This window comes from Lewinella cohaerens DSM 23179, assembly GCF_000379805.1.
Taxonomy (GTDB): domain Bacteria; phylum Bacteroidota; class Bacteroidia; order Chitinophagales; family Saprospiraceae; genus Lewinella; species Lewinella cohaerens.
In genome coordinates, this window is sequence record NZ_KB903539.1 from 121,709 (window position 1) to 139,969 (window position 18,261).

At 44.9% G+C, this 18,261-nt stretch carries 17 protein-coding genes; 8 read left to right on the top strand and 9 right to left on the bottom strand.

Annotated elements, in window-relative coordinates:
- Positions 1 to 86: 86 nt before the first annotated feature.
- Together A3EU_RS0109480 and A3EU_RS0109485 are read right to left on the bottom strand one after the other, a co-directional pair.
- Positions 87 to 335, bottom strand: coding sequence for a hypothetical protein (locus A3EU_RS0109480; protein ID WP_020535915.1), 249 nt, complete (start codon positions 333 to 335; stop codon positions 87 to 89).
- Positions 336 to 356: 21 nt separating this feature from the next.
- Complete coding sequence (locus A3EU_RS0109485; protein ID WP_020535916.1) at positions 357 to 1,127, bottom strand: enoyl-CoA hydratase/isomerase family protein; 771 nt, start codon at positions 1,125 to 1,127, stop codon at positions 357 to 359.
- A 172-nt stretch (positions 1,128 to 1,299) separates the two neighbouring features.
- Between A3EU_RS0109485 and A3EU_RS34210 the strand changes: the two genes are divergently transcribed.
- Positions 1,300 to 1,470, top strand: coding sequence for a hypothetical protein (locus A3EU_RS34210; RefSeq protein ID WP_020535917.1), 171 nt, complete (start codon positions 1,300 to 1,302; stop codon positions 1,468 to 1,470).
- Between the two features lie 18 nt (positions 1,471 to 1,488).
- On the opposite strand, the gene A3EU_RS0109495 is transcribed toward A3EU_RS34210, so the two are convergent.
- From A3EU_RS0109495 to A3EU_RS0109505, 3 genes are all read right to left on the bottom strand, one after another.
- The gene (locus tag A3EU_RS0109495; protein WP_020535918.1) at positions 1,489 to 2,280 is read right to left on the bottom strand and encodes an Fpg/Nei family DNA glycosylase; all 792 of its coding nucleotides are present in this window, start codon (positions 2,278 to 2,280) and stop codon (positions 1,489 to 1,491) included.
- A gap of 124 nt (positions 2,281 to 2,404) precedes the next feature.
- A complete protein-coding gene (locus tag A3EU_RS0109500; protein WP_020535919.1) occupies positions 2,405 to 3,928 on the bottom strand; it encodes a bifunctional metallophosphatase/5'-nucleotidase in 1,524 nt (507 codons plus the stop codon).
- 154 nt (positions 3,929 to 4,082) lie between these two features.
- Positions 4,083 to 4,817, bottom strand: a complete 735-nt coding sequence (locus A3EU_RS0109505) for an LOG family protein (protein WP_020535920.1) — start codon at positions 4,815 to 4,817, stop codon at positions 4,083 to 4,085.
- 248 nt (positions 4,818 to 5,065) lie between these two features.
- Between A3EU_RS0109505 and A3EU_RS0109515 the strand changes: the two genes are divergently transcribed.
- Both A3EU_RS0109515 and metG read left to right on the top strand, forming a co-directional pair.
- The gene (locus A3EU_RS0109515) at positions 5,066 to 6,289 is read left to right on the top strand and encodes a DUF3298 and DUF4163 domain-containing protein (RefSeq protein ID WP_169433336.1); all 1,224 of its coding nucleotides are present in this window, start codon (positions 5,066 to 5,068) and stop codon (positions 6,287 to 6,289) included.
- Positions 6,290 to 6,376: 87 nt separating this feature from the next.
- Entirely contained in the window at positions 6,377 to 8,488 is a 2,112-nt protein-coding gene (gene metG / locus A3EU_RS0109520; RefSeq protein ID WP_020535923.1) for a methionine--tRNA ligase, read from the top strand.
- Between the two features lie 387 nt (positions 8,489 to 8,875).
- Here the strand turns inward: metG and A3EU_RS0109525 are convergent, their stop codons facing one another.
- A complete protein-coding gene (locus A3EU_RS0109525) occupies positions 8,876 to 10,633 on the bottom strand; it encodes a DEAD/DEAH box helicase (protein ID WP_026211314.1) in 1,758 nt (585 codons plus the stop codon).
- A gap of 748 nt (positions 10,634 to 11,381) precedes the next feature.
- On the opposite strand from A3EU_RS0109525, the gene A3EU_RS0109535 reads away from it, so the two are divergent.
- The 3 genes from A3EU_RS0109535 to A3EU_RS0109545 are packed head-to-tail and all read left to right on the top strand — an operon-like array spanning position 11,382 to position 12,974.
- The gene (locus A3EU_RS0109535; protein ID WP_020535926.1) at positions 11,382 to 11,963 is read left to right on the top strand and encodes a DUF1572 family protein; all 582 of its coding nucleotides are present in this window, start codon (positions 11,382 to 11,384) and stop codon (positions 11,961 to 11,963) included.
- Between the two features lie 4 nt (positions 11,964 to 11,967).
- Positions 11,968 to 12,564, top strand: coding sequence for an acyltransferase (locus A3EU_RS0109540; protein WP_020535927.1), 597 nt, complete (start codon positions 11,968 to 11,970; stop codon positions 12,562 to 12,564).
- Between the two features lie 14 nt (positions 12,565 to 12,578).
- Positions 12,579 to 12,974, top strand: a complete 396-nt coding sequence (locus tag A3EU_RS0109545) for a hypothetical protein (protein ID WP_020535928.1) — start codon at positions 12,579 to 12,581, stop codon at positions 12,972 to 12,974.
- A 42-nt stretch (positions 12,975 to 13,016) separates the two neighbouring features.
- On the opposite strand, the gene A3EU_RS0109550 is transcribed toward A3EU_RS0109545, so the two are convergent.
- Positions 13,017 to 14,063 (bottom strand): response regulator, encoded by a 1,047-nt coding sequence (locus tag A3EU_RS0109550; protein WP_020535929.1) that lies wholly within the window; start codon positions 14,061 to 14,063, stop codon positions 13,017 to 13,019.
- Between the two features lie 43 nt (positions 14,064 to 14,106).
- The gene (locus tag A3EU_RS0109555) at positions 14,107 to 15,366 is read right to left on the bottom strand and encodes a PAS domain-containing sensor histidine kinase (protein WP_020535930.1); all 1,260 of its coding nucleotides are present in this window, start codon (positions 15,364 to 15,366) and stop codon (positions 14,107 to 14,109) included.
- Positions 15,367 to 15,671: 305 nt separating this feature from the next.
- On the opposite strand from A3EU_RS0109555, the gene A3EU_RS0109560 reads away from it, so the two are divergent.
- Positions 15,672 to 16,118: a CBS domain-containing protein gene (locus tag A3EU_RS0109560; RefSeq protein WP_020535931.1), complete on the top strand. Its 447-nt coding sequence runs from the start codon at positions 15,672 to 15,674 to the stop codon at positions 16,116 to 16,118.
- Positions 16,119 to 16,239: 121 nt separating this feature from the next.
- Positions 16,240 to 16,515: a thioredoxin family protein gene (locus A3EU_RS0109565; RefSeq protein ID WP_020535932.1), complete on the top strand. Its 276-nt coding sequence runs from the start codon at positions 16,240 to 16,242 to the stop codon at positions 16,513 to 16,515.
- 76 nt (positions 16,516 to 16,591) lie between these two features.
- Here the strand turns inward: A3EU_RS0109565 and A3EU_RS0109570 are convergent, their stop codons facing one another.
- Complete coding sequence (locus A3EU_RS0109570; protein WP_020535933.1) at positions 16,592 to 18,196, bottom strand: SulP family inorganic anion transporter; 1,605 nt, start codon at positions 18,194 to 18,196, stop codon at positions 16,592 to 16,594.
- Between the last annotated feature and the right edge of the window lie 65 nt (positions 18,197 to 18,261).

Below are 18,261 nucleotides of genomic sequence, written 5' to 3' on the forward strand. Positions count from 1 at the left end.
TGCTCAACTTACTTTTTGTGCACTATATCGTATGGGCAAATGAAAAATCACTGGTGTAACAATGAGAACATTGAAATTGATCAACCTCACTGAGGTAATTTTGGGAGTTTCTCTAGAAGCAGTTGGTATTGCAATTGGTTAAAAGGAGTGTCTCCAAAAATAGAATCTGCCATCTGGTGGGCCATCACGCCTGCCATCATGGATTTAGCTTCCTCTTGTGTATAGCCCATTTTTACGAGCCGCCAGAGGGTGTTCTGAACAAAAGGGGGCTTGCCGCTTGTCAGTTGCTCTTCCACAGTATTTAAAAAACCCTTTAGCAAGTTATCTTTGGACATCGATCGGGGGGAACTTACGCTCTATTTATTCTTAAAAGCGGCAATTGCATTCCTGGTAAAGTCTGACAGTACCAACTCTCCGCTTATTGCAGCACGGGTGTCCAGTAGTTCATTCCAGTTTTCGGTACCTTCCCAACTGATTCTTTTAAGCTCCTTCATTGCTTCAGGGCTTGATTGAGCAAGTTGCTGAGCGAGTTTAAGCACGGCAGCATCTAGTTCTTCAATACTGGGGAATACTTCGGCAAACAAGCCTTTTTCGCGTGCCCATTCTGCTGTTTGAAAAGCCGTAGCGTTGATCGCCAGTTGCTGAAAGGCGCTCTGTCCAACTTTACGTGCAACAGCAGGGCCGACGACGAAAGGTCCAATACCGATGGCCAATTCACTCAGTTTTATAGCAGCAAAAGTAGTGGCCAGGCAATAATCCGTTGCCGCAGCAAGTCCTACACCTCCACCAATCGTCTTTCCTTGTACACTGCCAATGACAAACTTGGGGCATTCCCGCAAGGCATTGATAACCTGTGCGAAACCGAGAAAGAATTCCTTGCCAGCGGCAAAATCACTGATCGCCATCAATTCGTCAAAGCTGGCACCAGCACAAAAAGTACGGTTGCCACCACTTTTGAGAATGATTACCCGGCATTCGGTATTGGTGCCAGCCTGGCGGATAGCATCACGCAACTGCGCCAATAAACGCCCCGGAAGGCTGTTATGCGCAGGGTGCGAAAAAGTGATAGTGGCTATCCCTCCTTCAAGCTGCGTATCGATCTGTCCTAAAAGTGTTTTGTCTTCCATACGAATGAATGTTCGTTCGCAAAGGTAGAAAAATCCAAGCAGGTTTTATACCCATTAATTGGATGATGATTTCGTTAAAAAGTCTTAAAAACGCGTTAGGGAAGGATTAAAGGATAGGAAAGGGGGTACCAAAAGTGACCTGAGAACGTCAATAGCTACAAATCACAGAGCAATGCGTAAACTTCTTGACACTTTCGTTTTGGTATGTTTGTTGGTAGGCCCAGCTTTGGTGCTTACCTGCGTACGTCAACCAGCTACCGAACAAATCACTGAAGAGCAAACGGCAACGGAAGAAGAAGAGCTTGCTGATTTGTATGTACTCAATGAATATCCACGTCCATAGTATTTTTGCGAACTCCCTTTAATACTTCTTTTGCCAAGGTTTCGCCCAATAAGTCGTTCTTCCCGCAATTTTTCCACTTTCTACTTTACTTTTCCCGTCAGGTGCCAGGTGGCCGTCGAAGCGCCATTTATTCCAAAACCAGTCTTCCTCATATTGTTTGTAATAAGGAGCTTTCTCTACGGCTTCGTGGAGGACTTCCTGTGTTTTAGCAAAGATTTCTTTCCTCTTCTTCAAAGGTATTTTAATTACGGTACTCGCCGGATGAACCCTGGTTTGGAACAAAACTTCATCCGCATAGAGGTTACCGACACCGGCCAGGTTCGATTGATTCAAAAAGAAAGCCTTGATATTGGTTTTCTTGCCTTCCATTGCGGCTAGAAACTCGGCTTCACCAATGACCAGCGCATCCGGTCCCAATTTCTTTTCAATAATAAAAGCGTCTCGATCGTCAAGGTAATTGATACGGGCAAACTTCCGCATGTCTTCAAATCCCAGGCGATTTCCATCTTGAAAGACAAAAGCGAAACGCTCAAAACGCGGTCGGTCTTCTTCGTGTTGATAAAGTTTAAGATCTCCTGTCATTCCAAAATGGAGCAAAACGCTATGGCCGTTATCGAGGTCGGCAAAAAGATACTTACCTCGCCGGGTGGAATTAACGAAAGTACGCCCGACCAGCTTTTCTGCAAAAGTAGCTCCGTCAGAACTGCGGATAATCTTGTCATCAGAGACATCTACCTGCATGATGGTTTGTTGCAAGGCAGCTGCATCAAAATATTGCTTAAAGGTGTTGACTTCGGGCAGTTCGGGCATGGGGTTTGTATTTAAGGAAAGTAACAGGGAGAAAGAGCCGCTGGTTCACCATTATCTCCGACTTCCGCCTTCAAAAACCATTAAACCTTTACACCCTTACACCTTTATTACCCTTACACTCTTTTTATATCCCCCCCATATACCAAATCACCATGTCCCGAATATCATTTTTTACGGTCTCACCACTGGCGGTAAACTCTTCCAGTTTATCGTAAGTGTACTCGCTGAGGAAATCGAGATTAGCTTCGAATCCTTTAGCCATGAACTCAGGAAGAACGACTACGTAGGTGTTAGTACTGTCCAGCGGATTACCGTTTACGATCCACTTATCGCCTTTCTTTTCGGCTTGGTAACGTTGGAGATAGCCGCCTTCCCCCCTGTTCGTGGTTTCGCCGGTATTGAGCAGGCGAGCGAGTTGGTCTCCTTTCATACTCATTCTTACAACGGGGCCTCCGTAAGGAAACGAACGTAGCACATCGTAGGCAGTAACAGCACCAGAGAGATTGTCGTCGAGCCGGAGTGATCCGCTGTTGAAGGCGTACACATCAGCCCCTGGCCATGCTTTGGCGATGGCTTGGTTGGTGAGCAGCCCGTAATTGGTCTGGCTGGTACGGGTAGCGGCTTCTGTGCCATTGAGTGGCGTAGCCAAGGTGGTCAATTCCGCACTGGCATCGTATCCCATCTGGCTGATAAGGTCTCCAATTTTAGCCTGCCATTTGTCAACTACAGCAGCGGTAACAGGATCTTCGGGAGTTGATTCATCGATAGGGACGAGTTCTGAAAACAACTGTGTTACTTTACTGTCGGGATAGTAGGTAAAGCGGTGGATGTATACCGTTTTAGCATTAGCATCGGCTTTAGTGATGGCGGTTTGCCCTACATAACGGCTGAGGTTTTCATGTTCATGGCCTCCCATAAATAGTGGCAAGCCAGGTACGGCAGCAGCCAGCGCTACGTCGCCGTCCACGCTTAGGTGGGTAAGGCCGATAACAAGATCAGTCTCTTGCCTGGCAGTCTTCACCGCGGCTGCAAAAGTAGCTTCAACGTCTTTGTAACCCACATAAGGTGGTTTCGCAAAGGGAAGGACAACTCCTACAATTCCTAGTTTGTAAGTAGCGCCATTTTGTTCAAAAGTGAAGGTGCTGAATTCAGGAACAGAGACACCATTTTGCTGAAACGGCCGTTGCTGCTCTCCGTCTACGCAATAGGCATTGGTAGTCATGTACTCGAACTCACTTTGGTCAAGGCGTTTTTCAAGAAGTTCCGCATTTTTCAGGTCAAATTCATGGTTACCAAAGGTGGCATAATCAAGCCCCATCGCGTTGAGGGCTTCTACCATTTGGAGGCCAGCAATACGTTCGCCATTGTCTAGTTTTAGCGTTCCCATGAAGGAGGGACTTAGAAAATCACCTGCCAATACCGCAATGGTGTTAGGGTTTTCGGCTTCTAATTGTCGGAGTAAACCTGCTACTCTGGCCAGCCCGCCTACTTTGCCGCCTTCCAGTGGAGCGATTTCGTAAACGTCATTGATTTGGAGAACTACAAATTCTACGGGCGAGGTATTTGTGGTGGATAGGGTATTGGTCGTGTCACAACTGAATAGCAATAGGCCACTCACTAGAAGACTAAAAATGGAGTGTTTCAGCATCGTATAAAATTTAGGTGTTTTGTGAAAATAAGTTTTTTTGGCAAAATTCGGTAGAAAGAAGCGGGCAGCTTCGCGCCCTCAAGGTAAAGCGTATAGGGACTATTAATCTCTATACGCTCTACTCAAAGCGGCGATTTAATCGTCGCGTATCCTTTTACAACTCGTAATTTGGCCGGAGCTCCTTCGCTCTGACTTCATAGAACTCGTTGATAATTTGGATAATATCCTCTGGCGTATCTACAACAGGGATAAGGTCCAGATCTTTAGGGCTGATATTTCCTGCCTTATCCAGCATACTGGTTTTTATCCATTCTTTGAGGCCTCCCCAAAATTCAGAGCCTACCAAAACAACGGGTACGGGCGTGATTTTTCCGGTTTGTACTAAAGTGAGGACCTCGAAAAGTTCGTCTAGTGTACCAAAACCACCGGGAAGAGCAATGAAGGCCTGCGCAAATTTCACGAACATTACCTTTCTGACAAAGAAGTATTTGAAGTTGATGTCTTTATCATGATCGACATAGGGGTTAGAGCCCTGTTCAAATGGAAGGTGAATATTGAGACCTACTGATTTCCCGCCATTGAGGTGAGCGCCTTTGTTGCCAGCTTCCATGATACCAGGGCCGCCGCCAGTAATGACGCCGTAACCTTCTTCGGTGAGATGCTGGGCGATTTGTACCGCAAGTTTATAATAAGGATGATCAGGTTTGGTACGTGCAGAACCGAAGATACTTACACAAGGACCTACCAGGTTGAGTGTTTCGAAACCCTGAACAAACTCTGAAACTACTTTAAACATTGTCCAGGAATCTTCCCCTTTGATCTGGTCACTCCATTTTTTCATGTTGTGGTGCTTGGGGCGTAGATGGTTTTTATTTTCTTTTGTTTCCATTGGTATAGTTTTTAAAAAGCTTTGGGGTATTTTTAATTGGATCATTAATGGTTAGGAAAAACAGAGAGAAGACTCCGGTTATTTTTGTGTAATACTTAATGATCACCCGAAACTTGTGATTTTTTTTGCAAAAAGCTCGTTAAGGTAAAGAATTTCAATAAAAAAGGCAGTACTCGAACAAAATAGACGTCAAAAAGGATCATCCTTAGTGGAGGGATGTTAATTTTGCGACAAAATTGATGATACGTATGATTCACTGTAGGAACTGGATGTTGCTGGGAAGTTTTTTGGTATTACTTATAAGTAGTGCTTGCCAGTCGGATTCTCCTGCAAGTGAAGAAAATCTTCTAGCCGAAGAGCGAGTGTTAAAACCTCAGCAGTCGAACCGTTATTATCACCTTCAAGGGTCTTTGGGAGATTTAGCCATCAGTATGGAGTTGCAAGAGGAAAGTAACTACCAGGGGAGGAACGGGCGATTTTTTCGCGGGTTTTACCGTTACGATGATTACGGCGGCCCTATTGGCATTTATGGCAACCTGGAAAATGGCAACCGCCTTATTCTTACCGAGCAAGGTTCCTGGGATGGTGACCCTCATTTGTTTCAGGGGCGTTGGGAAGAAGATGGCGACTTTTCGGGGCTTTGGCAGCATAGCAATGGCAAAGATGTTTATGATTTTCGATTGCAAAAAAGCGCCAATGCCGTTCCTCTGGAAGGATATTGGATACAAGATTCACTGATTGCTTTCCCGGAGTGGGAGGCATCGCCTGTTCTTTCTTATTCACTAGAGTGGCTGGATGTTGCCGAAGGGAAAATGCCGGAAAAGCAACGTGATTTTTTGAGAGAACAGATCGCACGAGGAATGTTGGAAGGCAGCGCAATTGGTGATCCTAATGATCTATTGACGAAACTTACGGAGGAGAGGAATACCTTGTATTCGGACTTCAGGGAAGAAATGGCCTCGATGACAGACGCAGGGATTATTGATTCTCTTGCGGATCCAGATATGTTTTTGAGCTTCCATTATTCTTACAATACCTCGGTGCAGGTTTATTATAATGCCCCCGAGTTGCTGACCCTGGGCTTTACGGATTATTCCTATACGGGAGGTGCGCACGGCATGTATGCGACCATCGTTTCTAGCTATGACCTGAAGAACAAGAAGGTGCTCAAGTTGAGCGATATTCTGCTTCCTGGCTATGTAGAGGCGGTAAGCAAGGCATTGGCAAAAGCGGTGCGAACAAAGTATAACTTGGGAGCTTCTGCACCACTCAACACCTTTCTTTTTGAAGAAGAGATTGCGCCTAATGAAAATTATGGCTTTACAGATAAGGGCGTGTTTTTTGTTTACGCACCTTACGAAATTGCGCCTTATGCAGCGGGCGAGATTGAGCTTTTTGTTTCTTTCGAAAAAATAAAGGAGTTTGTAAACCCCGCATGGCTTACAGAAGAGGAAGCAGAAAAAGAGGAATGACCAGCTTTCAAGGAAACTTTTTTAGACCTGCAATCATTAGTTTAACTTACGGGATTTAGTCCTTTGTATTCAAATTTTAATAATTCTATGAACCGTTATCTCATTACCTCGGCTTTACCTTATGCCAACGGCCCTTTACATCTTGGGCATTTGGCCGGAGCCTATCTGCCTGCTGACATCTATGTTCGTTATTTGCGAGCGATGGGCAAAGACGTGGTATGGGTGTGTGGTAGCGATGAACACGGCGCAGCCATCACAATTCGCGCCAAGAAAGAAGGCATTTCTCCTCGCGAAATTATTGATAAGTACCACAATCTGAATAAGGGCACCTTTGGTGACCTGGGGATTTCATTTGATTATTACCACCGGACGAGTGATCCCTTGCATCACGAGACGGCTCAAGCGTTTTTTCTCAAGCTCAATGAACAGGGCGACCAGTTTGAAACCAGGGAACAGGAGCAGTATTATGATGAGGAATTCGACCAGTTTTTAGCAGATCGCTACATCAAAGGTACTTGCCCAAAGTGTGGTCATGCAGAGGCTTACGGTGATCAGTGTGAAAATTGTGGTTCCGACTTGTCACCTTTAGAACTCATCAACCCGCTTTCTACCCTTAGTGGCAAGCAGCCTATTCTGCGGAAGACCAAACACTGGTACTTCAAGTTGGATGAGCACAATGAGTGGCTCAAGGAATGGATTGAAAAAGGAACGATTGATGGTAAACCGCACCATGACCCCAAGTTGTGGAAAAAGCACGTTACTGGTCAAAGCCTGGGTTGGTTGAACGAGGGCTTGCAACCTCGTGCCATCACTCGTGACCTGGACTGGGGGATCAAACTACCCGTCGAAGGGGCGGAAGGTAAAGTCCTTTACGTATGGTTTGATGCGCCAATTGGGTACATTTCGAGCACTAAGCAATGGGCTAAAGAAAACGGGAAGAACTGGGAAGATTATTGGAAAAATGAGGACACCCAGCTGATTCACTTTATTGGCAAGGATAACATTGTCTTCCATTGTATCATCTTCCCTGCGATGCTTAAAGCACATGGTGATTACAATCTACCCATCAATGTACCGGCTAACTCGTTCCTGAATTTTGAAGGACAGAAATTTAGCAAAAGCCGTGGTTGGGGCATCGAACAGCATGAATACCTCGAAGAATTCAAAGATTTCCCGAATGCAGTAGATGCCTTGCGTTGGGCCCTCGTTCGTAATATGCCCGAAACCAAGGATGCCGATTTTAAGTGGGATGAGTTTGTTGATTTCCATGATAAAGAATTGGCAGATAAGCTGGGGAACTTCATCAATCGAGTAGTTGTGCTAACGCATAAATACTTCGACGGGAAGGTGCCTGCTACAAATGCCGATATCAATACTATTCTGGCACCGGTAAAGGCTTTTACCGATCAGCTGGTCGCAGATATTGAAGGATTCAGTTTCAAGCAGGCTGCTTTTAATGTGGTGGAAATTGCCAGTTGGGGTAACACTTATCTACAGGACGCTGCTCCGTGGACTTTGGCCAAGGAAAATAAGGATGATCCGCGTATCGCAGAGGTAATGAATGTTAGCCTCCAGGTAACCGCATTGGTTGCCCAGCTCATTGAGCCTTTCTTGCCTTTTATTGCTCCCAAGTTGAGGGCCCTGGTAGGACAAGAACCTACACAGTCTGGCGAACTAGAGGAGACGCTCAATAAGTTGGCTGAGGGAGAGTGGCTACTGGAGCCAGGGCATCAGATTGGCAAGTCAGACGTTTTATTCCCTAAGATTATCGACCGTAAAGATGATAGTCGTAAACAAATCATTGATCGGCAGAAAGCAAAGCTGGAAACCATCCTCGCAGAGGAGAAAGGCCCTGAACGCCCACCTGTAAAAGAAGAGATCACTTTTGATGACTTCACTAAATTGGATTTGCGGACAGCTACCATCAAGGCAGCAGCTCCTGTACCTAAGGCGGATAAATTGCTACAATTGACCCTTGACCTAGGGTTTGAGGAGCGGACTGTGTTATCTGGTATTGCAGAACATTACAAACCTACCGATATCATTGGTAAGCAGGTGGTAATGGTTGCTAACCTTGCTCCTCGTAAGATGAGAGGCGTCCTTAGCCAGGGAATGGTCTTGATGGCAGAGGATGAAACCGGTAAATTGGTGTTTGTAAGCCCACCTGCCGGATTTGGCGATGGTTGGGTGGTGAGGTAGTTGTTTTTACAACCACAGGCACCAATTATTGAACCATATGAGGGATTTAAGGAATTATAAGAGGCTAGCCTGACAGGGTAGATTCATGAATTTACCCGACACGCGGATTTTTAAACCACCACAGGTACCAAAGGTTTTGAACCATATGAGGGATTATAAGGAATTATAAGAGGCTAGTCTAGTAGGGTGAATTCACGAAATTTACCCGATATGTGGATTTTTGAACCACTAAAGGCACCAAAGAAATGATTATGCAAAATAAAAAGGATAGGACGCAAGTCCTATCCTTTTTTATGTGGTTCTATAGAGGAAGAGAAGGCATGGTGCACATAGTTGTATGGCCTAAACCATCTAACAATCAACCATCAACCATCTAACCAAAAAAAACTACCTCCGCTTTCCTTTCTTTTGTTTAGGGAAACCGAATTTCTTTTCTTTTCTTTTTTTGAAAGAGCCCTTCTTGGAGAAACTACGGTCTTTCTTGGGGCCGCGATTACGGCGACCATCACCGCCTCCACCCTGAGGGCCATCGTCAAAGTTGACTCTCATGGCACGTCCTTCCCATTCTGAGCCTTTGAATTTCTTGACGAGGGCACCAGCCAATGCATGGTCTACGTCAAAGAAAGTATGCTTGTCGCGCAGCTCTACGTCACCAATGCCTTTGGCGTCAATTTCACCGAAGAAACACACGAATTCTATAAATTCAGGAATGCCGGCGACTTCTTTCTTGCCGATGTTGATAAACATCCGCTGGTATTTGCCTGGCGACTTACGGACCTCACTTTCTTTTCTGTGGCCTTTGCTTTTGTTAGCATTACGTGGGTCTAGTAAGTATAGAGCTTCGCGCTGGTAATGCACAGGCAATTCGCCGAAGTTAAGTGCAGCGACACGCTGGATAAGCTCCTCTTTGCTGAGGTCGAAAAGGGTCACTTCCAGCTCTGCGGTAAGGGGTGCCAAGGCTGGGATAGTTTTGGCTTCGAGCAGGCTTTGAAAAGTGCGCTGTAGGCGGCGTTCTACCAATCCTAATACACTTGGTGGCTCTGTTTCGTTGAACTGGAGGTTCATCTGTCTGTCGAGGCCCCGTAGCTTGTGACGGTCATTGGGGTGCAACAACATGATGGATTTACCTTTTTCGCCAGCGCGTCCGGTACGACCAGAACGGTGAGCATAAAAGGCCCAATCATCGGGGATGTTGAGGTGGAAAACGTGAGTGATCCCTTGTACATCGAGTCCGCGAGCAGCCACATCTGTAGCAATTAGAATTCGTACACGCTTACTGCGAAAACGCTCCATGGCTCGGTCGCGTTGGGCTTGGGAAAGGTCACCGTTGAGAACGTCTACAGCGTAGCCATCGCGTTGCAGATCATCGGATAAGCTCAATGTTTCGGCACGGGTACGACAGAAAACCAGCGCGTAAAGTTCTGGATCTGAATCGAGGTAGCGGCGCAAAACTTCCAGTCGTTCACGGGGGCGAGCTACGATGAACTGGTGGTCAATATCTTCATTGGTTTGGCTGGTGTCACCCACTTTGATTTCGTGGGGGTCATGCATGTAGTGCTTGGTCAGCCTCCTTACTTCTTTAGGCATGGTAGCCGAAAAAAGCCAGGTACGTCGTTCGGAAGGAACGCTTTCCAGGATTTCGTCGATTTCTTCCTTAAAGCCCATATTGAGCATCTCGTCGGCTTCATCAAGAACAACAGTTGTGATGGAGTCGAGTTTGATGGCTCTACGCTTAATAAGATCACGCAAACGACCAGGGGTAGCTACAACGAGCTGAGAACCGGCCTTGAGTTGTTTCATCTGTGCCCAAATGTCAGCACCTCCGTAGACCGCTGTAATATTGAGCATTGGCCGGAAAAGCGCAAATTGTTGCAGTTCCTTGGTGATCTGTACACACAATTCACGGGTAGGTGCAAGGACCAGCCCCAAAGGCTTACCGATGCTGAGGTCCATGCGGTCGATGAGGGGAAGGCCAAAAGCAGCAGTTTTACCTGTGCCTGTTTGTGCCAAACCCACGAGGTCGCGGTCACCAGCGAGGAGAAAAGGAATAGCCTCTTGTTGGATGGGGGTAGGTTCTACAAAACCCAATTCAGCAATAGCGTCTAAAAGCGGTTGGGACAAGCCCAGAGAAGAAAAATCTGACATTAAAATAGTACTACGAATGAAGAAACGACGGGAATGAAAAAATAGCGTTCCTGAATTAAGCCGCAAAGGTACGATTTTTAATAACCATTGTGTGTGTTTTGACTGATTATGTGTTAATTAGGAGAGATTAACGTGTGCTGAAAATAGCTGGCTTGCTAATCATTGCAAAAAGTAAAATCGTAATTTATTTTTTTTGCTGTTCCTTTTTTGATAGCAAGGGCTGTTAGATGGGGGCAGGAAGCATCAAAAAGGAGGAGGATATTTCTTAATGTGCGACCTCCTCCGAGGTCGTTTCATCCTGGATGAAGTCCTTTGTTTTTTGGAGATGTGCCCTCAATTGTATGATGGCACTGGTACGATTGGCGGAGAAATCGGCGCGGAAGGCAGCGCCTGAAGCCCGGCGGATCCCGATTTTTCATCGGGAGAGCAGGACAAAGGGTGGCAGCGGTATGCAATGCGCAGCACTGCATGAGAGCGAACAACCTGGTGCCGTAGGTGCGGTTGCGCAGCAACGCTACTACCGGCATGGCCCCTAAGTAGATAATTTCCTGACTTTTCCTTAAGGGATGAGGAAATAAATAATCTACGCAAAGGGCGTAGCAAGTTTTTAATTAGACAAGTCAGATTTTTCGCGGCATAGCGGGCTACGCAAGGGAAATCTGATGATGGATAAATAAAAATTTGTAGCAAGGTGTGTAGATTATTTTTTGCGAACTCCCTAAATTGTATTCTTCCAAAATACTAGCCAATGACCGCCAATTACCTCGATAGCGCCCGTAAGCAATTCCAGTATTATAAAACATTGGGAGATCGAACGATGGACCAATTGACCGATGATCAGTTGTTTTGGCAATATAATCCCGAAAGCAACTCTATCGCTATCATCGTCAAACATTTGTGGGGTAATATGTTGTCGCGTTGGACTGATTTTCTGACTGCTGATGGCGAAAAAGAATGGCGCCAGCGAGAAGCGGAGTTTGATGCAGATATAAAAGACCACAAGGAGCTGCAGGAAAAATGGGAGGCCGGATGGCAGTGCTTATTTACGGCTTTGGACACCGTGGATGAAGAAAACTTTGACACCATTATCTATATTCGAAATATGGGCCACACCATGGTGGAGGCGATCAATCGACAACTTGCCCATTATGCCTATCACGTAGGGCAAATGGTGTATATTGGTCGGATGTTAAAGGGGGCAGAATGGGCAAGTTTGTCTATCCCCCGAGGCGAATCTGCTGCCTACAATGCTGAAAAATTTAGTCAACCCAAGCACCGTGAGCATTTTACGGAAGAGTGGGGAGACCGAGAGACGGAGAAAAATAAATAAGAATATGTTTTACGCTTTTAAAGGCTTTCAACCTGTCGTTCACCCTACTGCTTTTGTACACCCACAAGCCACGGTAACAGGGAATGTTGTTATTGGAGCCGACGTTTATATTGGTCCTGGCGCTGCGCTTCGAGGAGACTGGGGGGGGATTGTGATAGAAGATGGTTGTAATGTGCAAGAAAACTGTACTATACACATGTTTCCAGGCGTGACGGTATTGCTGGAGGAAGGCGCACATGTAGGGCACGGTGCGATCATTCATGGTGCTCGTTTGGGGCGTAATGTAATGATCGGAATGAACAGCGTCATCATGGACGAAGTTGTGGTAGGGGAGGGGAGTATCATTGGCGCACTCTCTTTTGTGAAAGCCAAGACGATTATTCCTGAGCGCAGTTTGGTGGTCGGGAATCCTGCCAAAATCATCAAAGAAGTAAGTGACGAAATGCTGGCCTGGAAAACCAAAGGCACTCGCCTGTATCAGCAATTACCTTCGGAACTGCACGCACAATTGGAAGCTTGTAAACCCCTGCGAGAAATTCCAGATGATCGACCTGCGCAGGAGAGCCTTTATGCTACCTGGGAAGCGATAAAAGGGAGTTGAGACCCGGTAACCAGATGATAGACCAACTCATAAATTGGGGTAATTCTGATCCAAGAAAGCTATTCTTGGTAGATGGATTAGGAGCGATGCTATCGGCTTTTCTGTTGGGCGTTGTTTTGGTTGAATTTGAGGAATACTTTGGAATTCCCAGACCAACACTTTACACCCTCGCACTATTACCGTGCTTGTTTGCGAGTTATGATTTTTTCTGTTACCAGAAGAAAAATAGAAATATCGCCCCCCTTTTGAAGGGGATTGCCCTCCTAAACATAAGCTACTGTTTACTGTCTATTGGGTTGGCCATCTATCATTACGAGAGGATCACCTATCTCGCGTGGGGGTATATTTTGATTGAAGTTTTGATTGTGATGACGCTCGCGATGATTGAGCTCAAGGTATCAGACTCGTAGTCTGATAACAAAAAACGCGTACTTTGAATTAGCAGTGTTTTTTTAGCCCATGATTCCATTAAGCTTGTCTATATCAAGGATATGTATACGGCCATCGATGATCTGGATGTAGCCGCTTTCGCGGAAATCTGTGAGGGTACGAATTACGCTCTCTTTAGCGGTACCAACCATTTTGGCGAGGTCTTCACGTAGGATGTCAAACTCCATGGTGTTTTCCTTTTCTGCAATGACGACCAAGGTGTCGGCCACCCGTTTGCGGATCGAGTCGTAGGCGAGTTGCATCAATTGTTCCTCCTTGTCTGCAACATTATTGGCCAACATTTTTATCATGCGGGAGGTGACGTTAGGATTGGCAGAGAGTAGTTTTTCAAAATCTTCCCTTGGGATTAATCGAAGTTCGCTGTCTTCCATCGCTGCGGCGGTAAAAGAATAGGCTTCCTGGCCACTGATCAGGGGGGTGTAGCCTAAGAAATCGCCTTCCTGGCAGTAGTTGATAATGTATTCTTTACCGAAATCATTGGTTTTGTAGAGTTTGATTTTACCCTTCTCAACCAAGTATAAATAACGGGGATAATCGCCTTCCGTAAATACTTTTTCTTTTCTGGTGTAGCTGCGCAGGCGGTGGTCTGTAGAGAGTTTTTTTAGTTCGGCATGGCCTCTGGCTTCGTCGATGAAGGCGCTGAAGGTAACAGAGGTTTGGCTGAACTGTCGTTGCAGGCGCTCGTGTTTAGCGAGGCGTTGCTGTACGACTTCGAGGAGCTCGTCTTTATAAATTGGCTTCATCAGGTAGTCGTCAGCCCCGAGGTTCATGCCTCGGCGTAAATCTTCTTTTTCTGTTTTTGCCGTCAGGAAAATAAAAGGAACCCCCAGGGTAGTCTCTTTCTGGCTCAGTATTTTTAAAACGCCATAACCATCCAACTCAGGCATCATGACATCACATAGAATCAGATCGGGGGGGGCTGCCAGCGCCTTTTCCACTCCTTCTTTACCATTGATCGCCTCCTCAATGCTGTAGCCATAAAGGCTGAGGATTTCCGAAAGGTTCTCCCTAACCTCGGCGTTGTCTTCAATGATGAGTATACGTTTCATGATTATTAGTTTAGTATTGTAAAGCAACGGTTTTTTACCAATTCTAGATAGGCAAAGTAATTCGAAAAACGGAGCCTTTGCTCATTTCGCTGGTAAATTCAATTTTCCCTTTTAGTAAATCGAGATACTGCTGTACAATGTGCAAACCTAGTCCCGTGCCCTTAATGTTTTCGACATTATGTGCTCGGAAAAACCGGGTGAATAGATGTTTCTGGTCTTCTTTGGGAATGCCCATACCTTCATCTTTAATCACAAAAGTAACAGCTGTTTCGTCTTTTTCCACATCAAGATAGATGGTTTGCCCTTTTTCGGAATACTTGCTGGCATTGGAAAGAAGATTGAGTAAGATATTACGCAATATTTTGGGGTCGGTAGTGATGACCCATTTTTCCTTCTGAGAAGGGAACATTAATTGCTGCCCGTCTTTGAGTAGTAGATTAATTTCATCTTCCATTTCACTAAGAAAAGCTACCAGTTCAAGTTCTTCCAACTGCACATCGAGTTTTCCTTCTTCCAACCTACTGAGGGATAAGAAATCATTGAGGATGTTATTGAGGTTACTAACCGCAGCTTTTATCCGGTCGATATGGCGAAGCCGCTTGGGCTGCTGTTCCTCCTTATGATACATTTCCACCAACTCGGTAGAGCTTAGGATAGTACTCAATGGTGTGCGAAATTCATGAGACGCCATACTAACAAAGCGACTTTTTAGTGCATTTAGCTCTTTTTCTTTCCTAAGGGCTTGCTGGAGTTCTTGCTCTTGCTCGCGAAGCTGGTTTTCGACGGCTTGCTTTTCCTCGATTTCTTGCTTAAGGAGCTGGTTTGTACCTAGAAGCTGGTCTACGGCATTAGCCAAGTCTTCGGTGCGTTGGACGACCTTTTCCTCGAGGGCACGATTGAGTTCCATAATGCGCTGTTCAGCGGCTTTAATATCACTGAGGTCATGGACAACCCCGGTGTACATGCGCTGGCCATCAATAGTCATTTCACTTACAGCTAAACGAAAAGGGAAGACGGTGCCATCGCTACGAAGTCCTTCTACCTCTCTGCCTTTGCCAATTATTTTTGCCTTACCGGTACGGTGGTAGTTATTCATGTAGTCATCATGCTCTGCATGGTAAGGAGAAGGCATCAATATATTGATCTTTTTTCCCATTACTTGTTCAGGCTGGTAAGCAAATAATCTAGCAGCAGATGGGTTGATGGTTTCGATAACCCCTTTTTTATCTATTGTAATAATGCCATCGGTAGCAGTGTTAATAATGGCTTCTAGTCTTCTTGCTTCGGCAGTTAATGCCTTCATGTTTTCCATTTTTGAAAGGTAAGCAATGACTGGAAGATATCCCTAATACATTGCAGAAAATGTGATTGATCCCTGTCAATCTCTTGGAAGCCGTATGTTAATTAGCCTTCCTTTCAAATACAAATTAGGCGAGATTTGAGGATCACCGGGTAAGTGAAAATCATAAAAGAGGGTGACAAATGTCATCATTTGTGCCTATCAAATTGGCCGATCTTGCAGATGTAATCAAAAGCAAGGTGGACTTCTTGAAAAGGAAACACTAAGCCAACTAACACAACTAATTTCCAAGATCAAATTTTTTCATTATGAATATCATTGCACCGGTTTCTACAATTATGAGTACGCGTTTGATAACTGTAAATCCAGATGATAGTTTGGAAACGATCAAAACTCATTTTGATAACAACAGTATTCACCATATCCCCGTAGTACGTTATAAGAAACTTGTGGGGATTATTAGCTCTACCGATTTCAACCATTTTCTCAGAGGGTTTACCCGCAACGATCAGGATTCTTTGTTAGAGAGCGTGCGTTTGAGAGCATGGAAAGCGGAGGATATTATGACGAAAAAACTAGCTAAGGTAGAAATTAACGACCCTATCAGAACTGCTTTGGAAGTCTTTAAAACCAATCGCATTCACGCTCTTCCAGTTGAAGAGAATGGCGAGTTGGTGGGTATTGTTACTACTTATGATATTATCTGCGCTCTTGCGGAGGAAGAAATAAAATTAGGGGACTATAAGCGCCTTTAAATTAAAAAAAGCCACAGGAAGAGGTGATGGCTAGCATGTTGTCTGCTTCCTGTGGTACTTGTAATCTTTACAGCTTTGTACAGAGGCATTTTGTTTTTGTACAAGGCTAAATATTTTTTTTATGATAGCGATTCAACTGTTCGGTATCACAGAATCCAAAAACCTGGTAGCTTGGCGTGAGCTGGTTAGTGAGGCATTAGAAGAATTGGAGATAGACTTCAATATTCAGGTAGTAAGTGATCTGGAGCAGTTTATCCGTTATGACCTTATTGGAATTCCTGCGCTGGTTATTGGAGAAGAGGTTCTGTTTCAGCGTGAGCTGCCAGACTTGCAAGAGTTGGTGGCTATTTTAAGGGAGAAGATAGAAAATACCGAGCCAAATCAGTCAGTTGCTTGATTTGGCTCGATATTCTTCTTCTAAGCGAAGGTTTGATACACCTTTTATCTTCTTTGGCGTATTATTCTAACGGAATCTAATCCACTGGTTCTACAGGAATGCGTGCGCCAGCTTTTTGTTTCCTGGAAGAAGACTCTAAATCCATAGTTTCAGGATTTAGGCCTATAAAGCTGAGGTCAATATTTTTGTAGGCAGCGTTGGCTTTGTATTCCATGATGATCTCCTTGATATCATAATCAATATGAAGGGTTTGAGTGGCATCAATGACTACTTTACTATTTCTAGGTAGCTTTTTAAGACTTAACAGCATACTGGCTTTGTTTAAAAAAGATACGTCTTCTGCCAGTTCAAGATGAATAATGCCAGCATCTTTGCGTTTGTCCTCTACAAAATACGGCGTCTTGTAATTGTTAAGTAGGATGTAGAATATAGCTACTACCATTCCGATACCTATTCCTACTAATAAGTCTGTGAAAAGAATAGCTACAATAGTGACTACAAAAGGCACCAGTTGCTTATTCCCTAGTCGGGCCATTTCTTTAAAGAGAGATGGTTTTGCAAGCTTGAACCCTACAACAATCAGAATAGCTGCCAAGCTTGCCAGAGGAATCATATTTAATAGCTTTGGAATAACCAATACGCTTCCCAAAAGCATTAGTCCATGAATGAATGCTGCTGCTTTCGTTTTACCTCCAGACTGGATGTTGGCAGAACTTCTAACAATTACCTGGGTCACGGGCAGTCCTCCAATCAGTCCACTGATAAGGTTACCGACACCCTGTGCTTTCAATTCTAGATTTGTAGGCGTAAGTCGCTTGTAAGGATCAAGTTTGTCTGTAGCCTCTACACATAGTAAAGTCTCAAGGCTAGCTACAATTGCAATGGTAATTGCTGTAACCCAGATCGCTGGATTGCTCCATTGGCTAAAATCAGGAAGTGTAAAAAGTCCGATAAATTCTCCCCATCCATTTGCTATAGGTAAGGTGACAAGGTGCTCTGGTTCCAGGTTCCATGACGTTCCCATGAGGACTTGTTGAAGAATTATTCCTACAGCAACCACCACCAGCGGCCCCTGAATGATATTCGTGATTTTGAACTTTTTAATGAAAGGCTGTTGCCATAAGATCAAAATACCCAAAGACAAGACACTGATTAATAAAGCGCCAGGGGTAATGGCGTCCAGCATGTGTTCTAGTGCCGAAAAAGTGGTCTCTCCGTCTATCTGCTTGAAAGCAAAATCTCCTTCCGGGTCACTATCATAACCAAAAGCGTGGGGAATTTGCTTTAAAATAATGATTAAACCAATACCAGAAAGCATCCCTTTGATCACAGAAGAGGGAAAGAAATAACCGATAACACCAGCTTTCGCAAAGCCAAGGACAATTTGGATAATTCCCGCAATAGCTACCGATAATAGAAAGGCTTCGTAACCCAAAGTTTGGATGGCCGTAAGTACAATAACTGCTAAACCAGCAGCAGGACCACTAACACCCAGAGGAGAACCTGAAAGCAGAGCAACGACGGTACCACCCACAATACCTGCAATGATACCAGAGAAAAGCGGGGCTCCAGATGCGAGTGCGATACCTAAACAAAGCGGAACCGCTACGAGGAAAACAACCAGTCCTGCTGGTAAATCTGATTTTAGTTCAGAGAATAATCCGGGCTCTTGCGACTTCATAAAATTACTATTTAGCTTTCTGTTTTTGTAAGTATCTCATCTTTAAATAAATAAGATAACGGCAA

Bases quoted from the DNA above. Each gene is read 5' to 3' on its own strand.
- A3EU_RS0109480 (WP_020535915.1), bottom strand. From the start codon at position 335: ATGTCCAAAGATAACTTGCTAAAGGGTTTTTTAAATACTGTGGAAGAG.
- A3EU_RS0109485 (WP_020535916.1), bottom strand. From the start codon at position 1,127: ATGGAAGACAAAACACTTTTAGGACAGATCGATACGCAGCTTGAAGGA.
- A3EU_RS34210 (WP_020535917.1), top strand. From the start codon at position 1,300: ATGCGTAAACTTCTTGACACTTTCGTTTTGGTATGTTTGTTGGTAGGC.
- A3EU_RS0109495 (WP_020535918.1), bottom strand. From the start codon at position 2,280: ATGCCCGAACTGCCCGAAGTCAACACCTTTAAGCAATATTTTGATGCA.
- A3EU_RS0109500 (WP_020535919.1), bottom strand. From the start codon at position 3,928: ATGCTGAAACACTCCATTTTTAGTCTTCTAGTGAGTGGCCTATTGCTA.
- A3EU_RS0109505 (WP_020535920.1), bottom strand. From the start codon at position 4,817: ATGGAAACAAAAGAAAATAAAAACCATCTACGCCCCAAGCACCACAAC.
- A3EU_RS0109515 (WP_169433336.1), top strand. From the start codon at position 5,066: ATGATTCACTGTAGGAACTGGATGTTGCTGGGAAGTTTTTTGGTATTA.
- metG (WP_020535923.1), top strand. From the start codon at position 6,377: ATGAACCGTTATCTCATTACCTCGGCTTTACCTTATGCCAACGGCCCT.
- A3EU_RS0109525 (WP_026211314.1), bottom strand. From the start codon at position 10,633: ATGTCAGATTTTTCTTCTCTGGGCTTGTCCCAACCGCTTTTAGACGCT.
- A3EU_RS0109535 (WP_020535926.1), top strand. From the start codon at position 11,382: ATGACCGCCAATTACCTCGATAGCGCCCGTAAGCAATTCCAGTATTAT.
- A3EU_RS0109540 (WP_020535927.1), top strand. From the start codon at position 11,968: ATGTTTTACGCTTTTAAAGGCTTTCAACCTGTCGTTCACCCTACTGCT.
- A3EU_RS0109545 (WP_020535928.1), top strand. From the start codon at position 12,579: ATGATAGACCAACTCATAAATTGGGGTAATTCTGATCCAAGAAAGCTA.
- A3EU_RS0109550 (WP_020535929.1), bottom strand. From the start codon at position 14,063: ATGAAACGTATACTCATCATTGAAGACAACGCCGAGGTTAGGGAGAAC.
- A3EU_RS0109555 (WP_020535930.1), bottom strand. From the start codon at position 15,366: ATGAAGGCATTAACTGCCGAAGCAAGAAGACTAGAAGCCATTATTAAC.
- A3EU_RS0109560 (WP_020535931.1), top strand. From the start codon at position 15,672: ATGAATATCATTGCACCGGTTTCTACAATTATGAGTACGCGTTTGATA.
- A3EU_RS0109565 (WP_020535932.1), top strand. From the start codon at position 16,240: ATGATAGCGATTCAACTGTTCGGTATCACAGAATCCAAAAACCTGGTA.
- A3EU_RS0109570 (WP_020535933.1), bottom strand. From the start codon at position 18,196: ATGAAGTCGCAAGAGCCCGGATTATTCTCTGAACTAAAATCAGATTTA.